The sequence below is a fragment of the Acinetobacter sp. MD2(2019) genome (assembly GCF_035615615.1).
Taxonomy (GTDB): Bacteria; Pseudomonadota; Gammaproteobacteria; order Pseudomonadales; family Moraxellaceae; genus Acinetobacter.
The window spans coordinates 1-15,155 of sequence record NZ_VTDU01000017.1; the positions used below are offsets into that span (position 1 = coordinate 1).

At 41.9% G+C, this 15,155-nt stretch carries 10 protein-coding genes, 1 tRNA gene and 2 pseudogenes; 5 read left to right on the forward strand and 8 right to left on the reverse strand.

Annotation, left to right across the window (positions count from 1 at the left end):
* From I2F62_RS13205 to I2F62_RS09555, 3 genes and pseudogenes are all read right to left on the reverse strand, one after another.
* Positions 1 to 196, reverse strand: a pseudogene (locus tag I2F62_RS13205) (DUF1294 domain-containing protein); the annotation flags it as partial.
* Positions 197 to 508: 312 nt separating this feature from the next.
* Positions 509 to 583: pseudogene (locus I2F62_RS13210) on the reverse strand (DUF1294 domain-containing protein); the annotation flags it as partial.
* Positions 584 to 586: 3 nt separating this feature from the next.
* Positions 587 to 1,543 (reverse strand): homoserine kinase, encoded by a 957-nt coding sequence (locus I2F62_RS09555; RefSeq protein ID WP_324626791.1) that lies wholly within the window; start codon positions 1,541 to 1,543, stop codon positions 587 to 589.
* Between the two features lie 106 nt (positions 1,544 to 1,649).
* On the opposite strand from I2F62_RS09555, the gene hisF reads away from it, so the two are divergent.
* The 3 genes from hisF (at position 1,650) to I2F62_RS09570 (ending at position 3,633) form a co-directional block, all read left to right on the forward strand.
* Positions 1,650 to 2,411 (forward strand): imidazole glycerol phosphate synthase subunit HisF, encoded by a 762-nt coding sequence (gene hisF, locus I2F62_RS09560; protein WP_324626830.1) that lies wholly within the window; start codon positions 1,650 to 1,652, stop codon positions 2,409 to 2,411.
* Between the two features lie 102 nt (positions 2,412 to 2,513).
* Positions 2,514 to 2,589, forward strand: a tRNA-Thr gene (locus tag I2F62_RS09565).
* Between the two features lie 138 nt (positions 2,590 to 2,727).
* The gene (locus tag I2F62_RS09570) at positions 2,728 to 3,633 is read left to right on the forward strand and encodes an EamA family transporter (RefSeq protein ID WP_324626792.1); all 906 of its coding nucleotides are present in this window, start codon (positions 2,728 to 2,730) and stop codon (positions 3,631 to 3,633) included.
* A 1-nt stretch (position 3,634) separates the two neighbouring features.
* Here the strand turns inward: I2F62_RS09570 and I2F62_RS09575 are convergent, their stop codons facing one another.
* The 4 genes from I2F62_RS09575 to I2F62_RS09590 all read right to left on the reverse strand — a co-directional run bounded on the left by I2F62_RS09575 (position 3,635) and on the right by I2F62_RS09590 (position 10,332).
* Complete coding sequence (locus tag I2F62_RS09575) at positions 3,635 to 4,456, reverse strand: SAM-dependent methyltransferase (protein WP_324626793.1); 822 nt, start codon at positions 4,454 to 4,456, stop codon at positions 3,635 to 3,637.
* Positions 4,457 to 4,471: 15 nt separating this feature from the next.
* Positions 4,472 to 5,770, reverse strand: a complete 1,299-nt coding sequence (locus I2F62_RS09580) for an FAD-dependent oxidoreductase (protein ID WP_324626794.1) — start codon at positions 5,768 to 5,770, stop codon at positions 4,472 to 4,474.
* Between the two features lie 175 nt (positions 5,771 to 5,945).
* Positions 5,946 to 6,884 carry a response regulator transcription factor gene (locus I2F62_RS09585; protein WP_324626795.1) on the reverse strand — a complete coding sequence of 313 codons (939 nt, stop codon included), beginning with the start codon at positions 6,882 to 6,884 and terminating at the stop codon, positions 5,946 to 5,948.
* A complete protein-coding gene (locus tag I2F62_RS09590) occupies positions 6,877 to 10,332 on the reverse strand; it encodes an ATP-binding protein (protein WP_324626796.1) in 3,456 nt (1,151 codons plus the stop codon). Before I2F62_RS09590 ends, I2F62_RS09585 begins: the two co-directional genes overlap by 8 nt.
* A 276-nt stretch (positions 10,333 to 10,608) precedes the next feature.
* Between I2F62_RS09590 and I2F62_RS09595 the strand changes: the two genes are divergently transcribed.
* Complete coding sequence (locus tag I2F62_RS09595; RefSeq protein ID WP_324626797.1) at positions 10,609 to 12,225, forward strand: allantoin permease; 1,617 nt, start codon at positions 10,609 to 10,611, stop codon at positions 12,223 to 12,225.
* Positions 12,226 to 12,295: 70 nt separating this feature from the next.
* On the opposite strand, the gene I2F62_RS09600 is transcribed toward I2F62_RS09595, so the two are convergent.
* Positions 12,296 to 12,748, reverse strand: coding sequence for a Cd(II)/Pb(II)-responsive transcriptional regulator (locus I2F62_RS09600; protein ID WP_324626798.1), 453 nt, complete (start codon positions 12,746 to 12,748; stop codon positions 12,296 to 12,298).
* 67 nt (positions 12,749 to 12,815) lie between these two features.
* On the opposite strand from I2F62_RS09600, the gene I2F62_RS09605 reads away from it, so the two are divergent.
* A complete protein-coding gene (locus I2F62_RS09605) occupies positions 12,816 to 15,014 on the forward strand; it encodes a heavy metal translocating P-type ATPase (protein WP_324626799.1) in 2,199 nt (732 codons plus the stop codon).
* Positions 15,015 to 15,155: the final 141 nt, after the last annotated feature.

The following is a 15,155-nucleotide window of genomic DNA, read 5'->3' on the forward strand; positions in this document are numbered from 1 at the left end:
ACCCAACATTAAGCACTATCGTAACGTAATAGATCTCTTTAAAGGGTTGTTTTTGTATTTTATGTCGTAGTTTTTGTTGTGCCACCCATGCCGCCGGCCAACCACCCAACAACGCAAACAAATGCAAACTTTGTTCTTTGACCCGCCACTGATGCTGTTGCGCTGCCTGTTTATCTTTCATATACAGCAAATAGGTACAGCCATTAATAGCGCAGAAAATTGCTAAATACAGTAGCGGTATTTTTTGAACGGCCGTTAAAGCCAGCCAAAAGATAAGATAGACCGTAATAAAGATGGGCATAAAACTCAAATGCGCGGTTTGATTGTGCGGTTGAGTGTGCGTTTTTGGCTTAAATTTCTCTTGCCTCTGACGCTTAACATACGCCACTTGCGTTGCGCGAAAGCGCCCTTGTGAATCGACAATCACCAAATAATCTAAGGCACAGCCCACAATTGGTCGTGGGCCACGCTGGGCAAAATCTTTAATATGGATAAAGACTTTGCCTTTTTTCGTGTCTTGCGGTTGAACAAAGCCGTAGCCTTGTTCATCAAACCATTCGACTAAATGTCCCTGATCGCGCATTAATTATACAAGCGGTGCCACATTAGCCAAGCGGTTCAGCAACATTTCACGCATTTGTGTTGGATCTTTTAAGAAAACGTTATCGCCACCGCGACCACCCAAACGGTTTAAACGCGCCACATTTAAACGTAAGAACCAGAAACGACAGGCAGCCATCGCCAAATAAATATTTAAACAGGCTTGCTCATCTTCAGTTAAGGCACGCACTTTTTGGTACGCTGCCAAATACGCGTTCACGCGCTCTGCATCTAAGGTTACCGCAGGATATTGGGTACAAAAATCATTAATGGTAATAGCGATATCAAACAATAATTCATCGAAATTCAGTTCAAAGAAATCTAAAATTCCAGTTAAGGTATCTTGTTGATATAACGTGTTGTCTCTAAATAAATCGGAATGAATCCAACCTTGTGGACGGTTTGGATGCTGCGCACGATAGGCTTCAAAAATTGTATACACCTGTTGTTTGAGTGCCGCATCTTTGGTGTCCATTTCATCTTGCAACAATTCACCAATGTCTGTCCAATACACATGACCACGGCTATTTTCGCGTTGAATCGGACAATCTGCCAAGCTAACATGTAATTGCGCTTGTGCAGCAGCAATGGCTTCAACCTGTGCAACCGTAGTCACTTCTGGATGCTCACCCCACACTCGCGGTGCAATTTGCGCCGGTTTGCCCACCAAATAATGAATGGCTTTGCCACTATGCATTAATGGTGCAGCAACAGGAACACCGACTTCGGCCAAACGTTGTAATGCCGGAATAATTTCGCCTGCACTTTGTTCGGTTTCATTTTCAAACACAGTCAGCACATACTGCTGCCCGTCTGCACAAATGATAAAATAGTTGGTATTCTGAATACCGCCTTGAATAGGCACCAATGCTTCGACCTCCAAATTATAGGCTGCGGCAAAGGGCTGGACTTGATCTAAATTCAATGGCGTATAAACAGACATAGAAAACCTGCGTGAAACAAAATAAGTTTGATAGAATACAGTAAGTTGATCAAATTTAAAGCCCTTCACGGGAACTTTCTTTATATAAAACCATCGATCGGAAGCCATTATGCTTGCAAAACGAATCATTCCTTGCCTAGATGTTGATAATGGACGCGTTGTAAAAGGCGTACAGTTCCTTGATATTCGTGATGCTGGCGATCCTGTAGAAGTTGCACGTCGTTATAACGAGCAAGGTGCAGATGAAATTACCTTCTTAGATATCACCGCAACCCATCATGGCCGAGATACGACCTATCGTACAGTCGAACGCATGGCAGAAAGCGTGTTTGTTCCTTTAACTGTCGGTGGCGGTGTGCGTAAAGTAGAAGATATTCGCCTGCTTTTAAATGCTGGTGCAGACAAAGTCAGTATTAATTCTGCGGCAGTGTTTAATCCCGAATTTGTACAAGAAGCATCTCAACGTTTTGGGGCGCAGTGTATTGTGGTTGCCATTGATGCTAAAAAAACTGGCGATAATACATGGGAAATTTTCACCCATGGTGGACGCAAACCCACCGGTATTGATGCCATTGAATGGGCTGTTCAAATGGCAGACTATGGTGCTGGCGAACTTTTAATTACCAGTATGGATGCCGATGGCACCAAAGCCGGTTATGACCTTGCTTTAATGCGTGCCATTAATGACCGTGTCAATATTCCAACCATTGCCTCTGGTGGTGTTGGCAACTTACAACATTTAGCCGATGGCATTTTAGAAGGCAAAGCCGATGCCGTTTTAGCCGCCAGCATTTTCCACTTTGGACAACATACTATTCCGGAAGCCAAACAGTTCTTGGCGGCGCAAGGCATTGAAATGCGTTTGTAAGATAAAACCACAGCAGCACCAATCTTCAAGCCTTAATTAAATTTAAGTGGTTATTTTTTGGCTTGAACTTTCTTAATATTGCTGTAGAATTCACCGCACGTTGCCGGCATAGCTCAGTTGGTAGAGCAACTGACTTGTAATCAGTAGGTCCACAGTTCGAATCCGTGTGCCGGCACCATCAAATTCAAAAACTCCTAGATATTTTATCTAGGAGTTTTTTTATGGCTGATCTTCTCTAAGCCATGGCTTTCGGTAATAGACTTCGTTTAATATCTTTGCAATGCATCTAAAACGATAACACAGATAAGGAAGCGCAATGACACCCAAGGATATTTGCCTCGCACTGTTAATTATTCTGGCATGGGGCTTTAACTTTGTCGTCATTAAATTTGGCGTAGAAGACATTCCTCCGTTACTGTTGGCTTGCTTACGTTTTATTGCCGTGGCATTCCCTGCTATTTTCTTTATTAAGCGCCCTAAAGTCCCTTTTAAACTCATTTTTTTATATGCAAGCAGTCTTTTTTTCGCCCAGTTTGCACTGCTTTTTATTTCTATTCACTTGGGAATGCCTGCAGGATTGGCATCCTTACTTTTACAAGCCCAAGCTTTTTTTACCTTAATTTTAGGTGCATTGCTGCTATCTGATAAAATTCAACCACATCATTGGCTTGGTATTTTAATTGCCGCAGCTGGAATTTTCATTTTAGCCGATGCAAAAACGGCCAATACACAAATTAGCGTGGCATTGCTGCCATTATTATTGGTATTGGCAGCAGCCTTTGCATGGGCGATTGGTAATATTAGCAATAAAATTATTCTAAAAAACCATCGTGTAGACACCTTATCTTTAGTCGTTTGGGGTTCACTCATTCCCATTTTGCCTTTTTTTATCTGTTCTTGGCTCTTTGAAGGCAAAGTCGCAATTCTGCAAAGCCTGCAACATTTTCAATTACGTGACTTTTTCGTGATTGGGTATCTGGCATATATTGCCACCATTATTGGCACAAGTTTGTGGGGCTATTTGCTAAATAAATATGAAACGTGGCGCATTGCACCACTTACGCTACTGGTACCCGTGGTGGGTATTGTGACTGCGACCATCGTTCTGAATGAACATTTGTCGCTGCAACAAGGCTTAGGTGCAGCAGTGATTATCTTAGGTTTATGTGTGAATGTTTTTGGACGCAAATTCTTCAATTTCATTAAACAACAATTGGCCTAAATTAACGCTGCGCAGTAATTTGCACATAATCAATTAAGCCATCTTGGGCAAATTTTTTGCATAATTTGGCGGTCATTTTAATTTTCAAACCATCTAAACCCCTAAGTTGCTTAGGATTAAGTTGGCTGTGCACATAATTTGCAAAGCCTGAAAATACCGGTTGGGTCAAAACATCGATTTGTACATGGTTAAAACCGGCAGAAAAAAATTTTTCAATTAATCCCTGCTGATTGCTTAAATGCGCTAACTGAATGTCTGCCATTTTCAGCAAATAACGATATTGCCATTTTTTCCAAAACGGCGCATTTTTCCACGCATCGTTCAACTGTAAATAATGTACACCCAATCGCCCATTTGACGCCAAAAGGACTTGAATACTGGCTAAAAATTCAGGCATGGCATGATGATATAATGCATCAATGCATAAAATGACATTAAATGGCTGTGCAAATTGCTGCGGAGCTAAATTTAAAAAACTGCCCTGATGCAGCTGTTTTAGCGCAGTCAAACTGCTGTTTTGAATACGCGCAATACAGCTGGCTTGTAACTCTACTGCACTAATGTCGGCAAGTGAATAAGCATCTTGCCAAAGCTGTAAACTTGCCCCTTGGCCACAGCCAAGGTCAAGCAAGGTATCTTGTGCATTTAAATCAACCGCATTGGCCAAATGCCGAGCTAAGTTTTGACACGCTTGAGGATAACTCATTGATGAATGCCAAAAGCCTAGGTTACTCCATGCCAAGGCAGAAAAATCCCCCAACATTGCAGCCTGAATGGCATACTTATGTTTAGGGATTTTTCTTGATTGCAACCATTTAAACATGATGGCAAAACAGGCTTAGTAGCCAAGCTCTGGCGCAATTTCACTTTTAGGTTTAAGCCCAACAAATGGCAAAGGCGCACCTAAGTTTTTCGCAATTTGCATGGCTGAAGTTACGGCAGATTCTAAAATTGGCAAACCATCGCACGACCAAGAACCACAGAAATACACTTTGCGTCCCGGGACTTTTTGACGGCGCAACAATTCTTGGTTTAATTCTACCGTTTGCGAATTCACCACGGCACGGCTCAGCTTAACCGTTGAAATGACTTTTTTAGGATCGATTGGGGTTACCGGTCGCCACGTTTGGAACACTGGATTTTTGCCCACTAAACTGGGTTCAATGGCGTTCATCCACACGGTAAATTGCTGACGGGTAAATTTGCGATCCATCATATAACTTAATACACACCAATCTTTACGCTGCGGTGGCATAACGGTTGGGTCGGTATGAATCACCAAATCGCCTTCTTCGAAGCGGAATTGTTTCAACAATGCCAAGTCTTCAGCAAATTGAGATTTATTCATAAAATCTTCAATTTTATTGGTTGGTGTTGCCACAATCACGTGGTCAAACATTTGCTGTGTTCCCGCTGAATTCTCAACCAACACGCGTTCATCTTTCAGTTCGACATTGGTCACGGCTGAACCACTATGAATAGTAATTCCTTCAATTAACTTGTTCACAAATGCCGGTGTTCCGCCTTGCAAACGCAGCAGTTCATTGCCTTTGGTCAATTGGCTTAAAAACACCAACAAAGGTTTTGCTGGCCATTCACCAATGGTTTCTGGGTTACAGGTACAAATGGTGTAAAGCACAGGCATAACTGCGCCATTCCAAAATACTTCTTCAATTTCGTTTTTATTAATAAATTCGCTTAAAGTGATATTTTGGTTTTTCGACTTAAAGAAACGATGTAGCGCGGTTTTCAGTTGCAGCATACCTTTTACTAAACGCACGCCGTATTGCTGCAAACCTTTGCGGTTATTAATAATCGGGAAGTTACCAATTGGCGAACGCGAGGTGGTCAGCCAAGTTTCGGTTTTCTCTTCAAATAACCAACTACATGCCATAAAGGTACGTACAGGAAAGGTTTTAATCCCTAAATGGGTGGCTAAACTTAAGGTGTTTTTCCATAAATAGGGATTCATCACCCGCAATGGTGCATCAATCATCCCACCATCGAACTCAATGCTATGACTGTCCATACCGCGACCAGACAATGCTTCAAAAACCGTAACTTGGTGCCCTGCTTCTTTTAAAATTCTTGCGGCAGCAAGTCCAGCCATACCACTACCAATGACTGCTATTTCCAATGTCTTATCCACTTTTTAAAACATAATTTTTTTATTATGCGCGATTTATGCGGCAAACACCTTATTAAAAACTACCATAATGTGCCTGTTTTACATTCTTTTACACAGATGAATCGATTGATACCATTCTGAGCAAAATTATGCTGTGTCATCGTAGTGGATGCCATTTGTTTACTTATTCTGCTTGCAATAAACTATTGATGTACGCCACAGCCGCGGTTCGGTTTTCCACACATAGTTTTTCAAAAATGTGCTCTAAATGTTTATTGACTGTGCGTGGACTCAATTCCAATATTTCAGCAATATCTTTATTGGTTTTGCCTAAAATTAACCAATGCGAGACCTCGGCTTCTCGTTGAGTCAACTGTGGACAATACTTTAAAATATCCTCACAACTTAAGGCTTGGCTCAGCACTTTAATTTGCACCAAATAATTTTTTGCAGGATGTCGGGTCGGCTCAAATGGTGTCAGTAACGTCAGTTGCAACGGTTGTTGTGGCATAGAATAAACACAGCTCATCAGCTTTTTACTGTCTTTTTCGTGATGTAAATCTAAAAACCACTGTTTCAGCCCCGCTTCAAACCCTGCTCGATCGGGCAAATATTGCGTCAAAATGGCTTCGGCTTTGGCCGTTTTCCATGCAATTTTAGCCTCTAAATTTAAAGCTAAAATTGCAACTTCAGTCGCATCAATCACCTGTTTTTGTTGCTGCAATAATTTGGCATGTGCCAAATGGGTTTTAACTCTGGCCAACACTTCTTCAATGTTGAGTGGCTTGGTAACATAGTCAACACCACCGACTTGAAAACCTTTGACAATATGTTCAGTTTCAGACAAACCGGTCATAAAAACCACCGGAATAAACTGTGTGATTGGACTGGCTTTGAGTTGAGCACAGCTTTCAAAACCATCCATATGTGGCATATTGCCATCGAGCAGAATCATATCGGGTAAACAACGATGGGCAATTTCTATGGCGCTTAAACCATCGGTGGTCACCAAAACCCGATATCCTGCCCGATCTAAACTTTCATGCAATAAACCCAAATTTTCAGGCACATCATCGACAATTAACACCACCGATGCTTCAGACGGCACAGTCAAATCACTCATGTTTTAGATGTTCCTGAACTAAAATTTTGGCACGGTTTAAATCAAATCGTTGCACAGCCTCCGCAATCATTTGCCACAAGGTCTGCTGTTCGGGAAACAATTGCTGATTCTGCATTAAAGCGTGTTTTATACCACGAATATAGCCTTGCCCAATTAAATCGTTTAAATCGAGCAACGCGTCATGCACATTATTCGGTGATGCATATTCTATTAAGGCCGATGCAGGCGTGACTTTTTCTGCGGCAATATGAGGAATAGCTGTTTGCACAATTGGTGCAGGGATGTTCTGCTCGCGCGGCTGATCGACCCAAATCAGCCCAAGTTTATCGCCAATTTTATTCAACAATAAATTCAAGTCGATGGGTTTAAGCATAAAATCTTCACTCAGTACCGCATCTTGCGGGTTGATTTCACGCTCGTTGGCATTGGCAGAAATAATTAAAATCGGCACATTGGTAATATTGTTTTGTCTTAATAAGCGTGCCGTTTCCCATCCGCCCATCAGTGGCATATTCAAATCCATTAAAATTAAATCGGGCTGAAAAATTGGCACTTGGCGTAAACAATCGATACCAGATTCGGCTTCTTGAATCTGAAATCCTAAGGGCCGTAAAAAGTGCGCAATTAAACCGCGATCGACCGCTTCGTTATCGACCACCAAAATACGTTTGCTTTGCCCTACATAACCTGTAATGTGGTTGTTATATACATTTTGAATAGGATGAACCAATTCTTTGGACGGCAAATACAGCTTTAATTTAAACTGTGAACCGACATTTAATTGACTGTTTAAGGTTAATTGTCCGCCCAATAAATCGACCAGCAATTTTACAATGGGTAAGCCTAAACCTGTTCCGCCAAAGCCACTTTGGACAACATTACGCCCTCGTTCAAAAGGATTAAAGATGCGTTCTAAATCGTCTTCGGCAATGCCACAACCTGTATCGATAATCTCAAAATAAGCCGTTTGAAAACGATAATCGACCTTTAAAGTAATTGTGCCTGTGGTAGTAAATTTGAGTGCATTGCCCAATAAGTTAATCAACACCTGTTCTAGGCGTTTTTTATCGGTACGCACATAACTTGGCAAATGTTCACTAATTTGGCAGACAAAGTTCAAATGCTTTTGGGCAAATTGGGGACGGAACATCTGTACAATCTGCTCGATAAAATGCGGAAAATGAATATCCACCATATTTAATGAAATTTTTCCGGTTTCAATCCGCGCTAAATCTAATAAACCGTCAATCAGGGAGGTTAAATATTGACCACTTTGACTAATTACACCCAACGCTTTTTCTCCTTGTTCGGAAAAATGCTCTTGTTTATGCAGCAATTGGCTATAGCCTAAAATACTATTTAATGGCGTGCGCAATTCGTGGCTAATACCAATCACATAACGGCTTTTAGCTTCATTGGCTTTTTCAGCCTGAATTCGGGCATCTTGTAAATGTTGAGAGGTAATTTCATGCGCTGCAATTTCATCAATTAATAATTGGGTTTGTTGTTGGGTTTCTTGTTCGGCTTTACGGCGACTTTCATCGTTCAGCACCAACCACCATGCCGCCACACTCACCAATAAAAATAAAATGCAGTAAATTTTAAAAAACAGCATAAATAATTGTGGCGAAACCTGCGCATGGATCGACTCTAAATAGGTTTTTTCTTGTATATAAACCACACTTAAACAAACCGCAAGCACCACCGAAAGGCTAAGTGTAATCAGTAGATATAAGCTGATTCGTGTATTTAAACGCTGCGACCAAGACAGCGGTAAATAACGTAAACTAAAGTTTTTTAATTGTGCTGACCAACGTCCTTCTGGTTTGCATAAGTCGTGACAACGTGCTTCTAGTGAACAACACAACGAACAAATGTGCCCACTATAAGCCGGACAACTTGCCATATCTGCAATTTCGTAATCGCGCTCGCACACCACACACGTTTCAATTGGCAAGCTGCTGAGCATTTCAGGCCGCCGCGCAAGGTAATATTTGCCTTGGGTTAAAAATGCAAAAAGTGGCACACAAACAATGGCTGTACCTAAGGCAATAAAACTTGCTAAACCTTTGGCCAAAATGCCAAAAAAACCGAAATAGCTCAGCATGGAAATAAAAGATGCAATCGCCAACGCCCCAACGCCAACAGGGTTAATGTCGTATAAATACGTCCGTCTAAATTCGATGCCTTTCGGGCTTAAACCCAGCGGTTTACAAATCATTAAATCGGCAACAACTGCACCAATCCATGCCAAAGCAATATTGCTATACAACCCTAAAATTCGCTCGACGGCGTGGCTAATGCCCATTTCCATCAGCAAAATGGCAATTAAAATATTAAAAATGAGCCAGACAATTCGACCGGGATGGCTATGAGTTAAGCGTGCAAAAAAGTTGGACCACGCCAAAGAACCAGCATAAGCATTGGTGACATTAATTTTAATTTGCGCCAAACAAATCAATAACACCGTGAGCAATAAAGCAACTTGTGGCGAGGGAATAAATTGTTGATATGCCAGCCAATATAAATAGGTTGGATTATCTAACTGATGGGTCGGTACTATATATTGAATGGCCAACACAACCAAACCCATGCCCATAAAAACCTTAAGGAAACCAAATAGCCCCCACGCGGGCCCCCCTAAAAATACAGCCCATCGCCACTGCATCTTTTTATTTTTCGGTTGAGGCAAGAAACGTAAATAATCGGCTTGTTCACCAATTTGGGTGATAAATGCAAAAAGTAAGGTGCAAGATGCGCCAAAATACAGAAGATTAAACTGATTACTTGCCGATTCAACACCATGTAATTGCTGAATTTTAGAAAAGATTTCAGGGTGATGCCACAATACATAGATCCACGGCATAAACAATAAAGTTAAAAAAATCGGCTGTGTCCAAGCTTGAACTTTGTTAATAAATCCAATGCCTTTGATCACTAAAGGCAGAATAATTAATGCCGAAATTAAATAGGTGAGCGCAAGTGCTACGTCAAAGGCCAAAGTTAATGCCTTGGCCATAATTGAAGCTTCAAAAGCAAATAAAATGAAGGTAAAACTGGCGTAAATCAGCGAGGTAATGGTGGAACCTAAATAACCAAAACCTGCGCCACGGGTTAATAAATCGATATCGACATTGTATTTCGCAGCATAGTAACTGATTGGCCAACCGGTCAGAAAAATCAGCAGCGTAACCACCACTAAGGCCCAAATGGCATTATAAAAGCCATATTGCCACAACATCATGGCGCCAATAACTTCCATGGCCATAAATCCGACCGTGGAAAACGCAGTAATGGTAATGGTTTTTAACTGCCAACGGCGCACCGATTCTGGCGCATATCGCAGTGCATAATCTTCAATACTTTCATCTGCGACCCATGTGTTGTAGTCACGTCTCGAACGGATCACTCGCTGCGGTGCTGTTTTTTGCTTGGCGGATTCAGTCATAGAGTGCGATCATTTATCGAATAGAGCCCAATTCACTTTTTTATCATACAACATCCTTTTTAAAATGAATCGGCAGTATCTACTATCAACCGTCATTCAACCATTTTACCCTACAACAAAAACTCAAAAACCAACCTAAGCAACTGATTAAAAGTATTTTTTATAAAAATACGCACATATACGCAAAATAACGTATTCCTCCGTTTTAGATTAAGTCACACACTAAGGCTATTCAGGCAATCTGCCACCTATTTAAATGATGAGCGAGGGAACACGATGAGCATATCAGAACATCCCAATGTCGGAGTGAGCGATGAAGCAAATTCTCGTCAAGCCGTTAATGAAACTTTAGAAGATTATACGCTGCGCTATGCACCGCACAGCTTTCGTCGTTGGAGCCCTAAAGTCGTTGCAATTACCGCTTTAGGCGGTATTGCTTATCTGGCCGATTTTTCAATTGGTGCGAGTATTGGTATGTCGTATGGCACAACCAATGCCATTTTCTCGATTTTATTTGCCGCAATTATCATTTTTTTAACCGGTATTCCTTTAGCTTATTATGCCGCACGTTATAACATCGACCTCGATTTAATTACTCGCGGTGCAGGTTTTGGTTATTTTGGCTCGGTGCTCACCAGTATTATTTTTGCCAGTTTCACCTTCATTTTCTTTGCCCTTGAAGGCTCTATTATGGCGCAAGGTTTATTGCTAGGTTTAGGTATTCCCCTTTGGGCAGGCTATTTAGTTTCAACCATCATGGTGATTCCTCTGGTTATTTATGGCATGAAAGCCTTAAGTAAATTACAAGTTTGGACCACACCGGTTTGGCTCATTTTAATGATTGGACCTGTGGCTTATCTAATTCACAAAGAACCTAACCTTGTTGCACAATTTGCCTCTTTTTCAGGTAAAGAAGGCTATGCACCTGTAGATATGGCCGCGATTATGCTTGGTGCTGGGGTGTGTTTATCTCTGATCATGCAAATTGGCGAACAAATTGACTACCTTCGCTTTATGCCCGCTAAAACCAAAGCCAATAGTAAATCTTGGTGGGCTGCTGTCATTTCAGCAGGTCCGGGCTGGGTGATTTTGGGTGCATTCAAACAAATTATTGGCGCATTCTTGGGATTTTATTTACTGACCAAAGTTCCGGGCGTCGACAGCACACAACCTGTTCAACAATTTAATGCCGCTTTTCATGACATGATTCCGGGTTGGGCTGCCCTGCTCTTAGCGGTCATTTTAGTGGTCATTTCACAAATTAAAATTAACGTGACCAATGCCTATTCTGGCTCATTGGCATGGACCAGCGCTTACACACGGATCAGCAAACATTACCCTGGACGGATTATTTTTGTCATCGTTAATCTTGCCATTGCATTGGCATTGATGGAAGGCAACATGTTTGCGGTATTGGGTAAAATTTTAGGCTTCTATTCAAACTTTGCAATTGCTTGGGTGGTTGTGGTTGCAACCGATATCGCCATCAACAAGTATGTGTTAAAACTTTCACCGAAAGAGCCAGAATATCGCCGCGATATGCTTTACAACATTAACCCTGTCGGCATGGTGTCATTTTTAGTGGCCGCAGGTTTATCTATCGCAGCATTCTTTGGTTTATTCGGCAGTTTCTTGGCAGCATATTCACCATTAATTGCCTTAGTGGTGGCCTTTGTGTTAACGCCAATTATGGGACTAATCACCCAAGGTCAATACTATATTAAATCTGCTAATGATGGTGTCACTGAACCACGTTACGATGCCGAAGGCACACCTGTTGCAACGGTTTATCGCTGCGTAGTTTGTGAACAAGACTATGAACGCCCAGATATTATGCTCTCGCATAAACACAACGGCACTATTTGTTCTTTATGTAAAACCATGGACAAATAAACTAAAAAATAACAAAAAAAAAAGAGTGTTCCTTGTTTTAGCGATGTTGCCCCCAACGACATCGCTTTTTTTATTTATGCCCACACACATGTGAAGAATGAATAATATCTCGTGCTGAGGTTGTGTTTTGTTCTGACTTATCCAGCTCAAGTAAAATGCCACATTCATCAGTATTGTGGATGCCTTGACATTGCGCCCGTAAGGTATTTAATTCAGATTCAAGCGCTTGCAATTCTTCAATACGCTTTTGTACATGCTGCAAATGCCCTTCAACCAAATCGTTTACCACTTGGCAATTACGGGTAGATTCACGCGCAGACAGCAGTACCCGAATTTCCTCATGCGTCATGCCCAACGAGCGACAACGACAAATAAAATGCAGCCGCTCTAGGTGCGTTGCATCATATTCCCGATAATTGTTTTGGCTGTTTCTTAATGGCTTATGCAACAAATGTTCGTGTTCATAATAACGAATCGTTTCGACACTACAGCCAACGTGTTTCGCCAGTTCACCTATTTTCATTTAGTACTTGAGCCTATAGTTACTTCAGGGTGTTAAATAGCAGTATAACAGGATATGAGTACAAACAATGACCACCCAGTTCAAAGAGGTACATAAAAATAGCTGCGGCTGTTCGCATTCACCTACCCCTGAAATGCCGAAGGTTGATCTTGCTCAATCGACACATGAAGATGGTTCAGTACGCACAAATATTCGTATTATGCAGATGGACTGCCCCACCGAAGAAGGTTTAATTCGTAAAAAATTCAATCACTTTGATGGCATACATCAACTTGAATTTAATTTGATTCAGCGAGTTTTAACCGTGGTGCATCAACCTGAAGTGTTACCACAGATTATTGCTGCCATTAAAGAACTGGGCTTTGAGCCAGAATTACCCAATCTCGAAGGCAATTTAGCCCCTGCGCAAGCCGAAAAAAAACAACCTTTAACCGGATTAATTATTGCAGCAGGGTTTGCCGTACTTGCCGAAACTGCACATTGGTTAGACTGGTCAATGTTGATTGTATTGGGTTGTAGCTTGGTTGCAGTGCTTCTTTCTGGTTTAACCACCTATAAAAAAGGTTGGATTGCGATTCGGCATGGCAATTTAAACATTAATGCCTTAATGAGCATTGCTGTCACGGGAGCGATTTTAATTGGTTCTTGGCCAGAAGCTGCGATGGTAATGGTCTTATTTACCTTGGCCGAACTGATTGAAGCGAAATCGCTTGCACGCGCGCGAAATGCCATTGGTGAATTGGTCAATTTAATGCCCACCCAAGTCATGATGCAGCAAGCCAATGGCGAATGGCAATGGGTTGAAGCCAAACTTGCACCGATTGGCGCACGCATTCGGGTACAACCCGGCGAACAAATTGGCTTAGATGGCGTGGTGGTTCATGGTCATTCAACTGTGAATCAAGCACCGATTACTGGTGAAAGCTTAGCGGTTGAAAAAAATATCGGTGATGATGTCTTTGCAGGCACCATCAACCAAGCAGGTTCGTTTGAATATACCGTCAGCGCCCTTGCTGAAAACACAACATTGGCTCGTATTATTCATGCAGTAGAACAAGCGCAAGGCGACAAAGCACCCACCCAACGTTTTGTCGATCGCTTTGCGCAAGTGTATACCCCAATTGTATTTTTATGCGCCATTGCCATTGCCGTGGTTCCACCCATTTTTTTAGCGGGTGATTGGTTAGATTGGATCTATAAAGCCTTGGTCCTTTTAGTCATTGCCTGCCCGTGTGCTTTGGTTATTTCAACCCCCGTTACCGTGGTGAGTGGTCTGGCGGCAGCGGCAAAAAAAGGCATCTTAATTAAAGGTGGTGCATATCTTGAAACGGGATATCAGCTTAAAACCATTGCACTTGATAAAACAGGTACCATCACCTCTGGACAGCCTCAACTGACTGACTTTATTTTGCTTTCGGGCGATCAAACACAAGTGCGCTCTTTACTGGCAAGTCTTGCACATCGTTCAGATCACCCTGTTTCTCAGGCCATTGCTCAAGCCCATGTGACTGAAAATTTAGCAGAAGTTGAGCAGTTTGAAGCCTTACTCGGTAAAGGCACGCAAGCCAACATTCAGGGTGAACGCTACTGGCTAGGTAACCATCGTTTGATTCATGAACTTGGATGCTGCTCTTTAGCGTTAGAACAACGCATTAATGATTTAGAACAACAAGGCAAAACCGTGGTCTTGCTTTGCAATCAACAGCAAGTATTGGCTATTGCCGCAGTCGCAGATACCATTAAAGCCACCAGCTACGAGGCCATTCAGCAACTGCATGATTTAGGCATTCAAACCGTGATGCTCAGTGGCGATAACGCACACGCAGCACAAGTGATTGCCCAACAAGTCGGCATTCATTCTGCTCAGGGCGGTTTATTGCCTGAGGATAAACTCGAAGTTATCCACAATTTATCCAAGCAAGGCAAAATTGCGATGGTCGGCGATGGCATTAATGATGCGCCTGCACTTGCCCGTGCAGACATTGGATTTTCAATGGGTGCTATGGGTAGCGATACCGCCATTGAAACCGCAGATATCGCGTTAATGGATGATGATTTAAGAAAACTACCTAGCTTTATTCGCTTGTCGAATAAAACGCACCACATTTTAATTCAAAATATTGGCTTGGCCTTAGGCATTAAACTGGTCTTTTTACTCTTAACGCTTGCCAATATTGGAACCATGTGGATGGCCGTTTTTGCCGATGTTGGGGTAAGTTTATTGGTGGTTGCCAATGGCTTACGTTTGCTTAAAACGAAGTTCTAAACTCCATGATCAGGCACTTGATTTATCCAAGTGCCTGTATATTTTAAATTTTATGAATAATAGATGCTTAATGAGCATCAGTTATTGGAACGGAATAGCCAACAATGAGTCATAATTTGTCGCGAACAACAATTGAACATG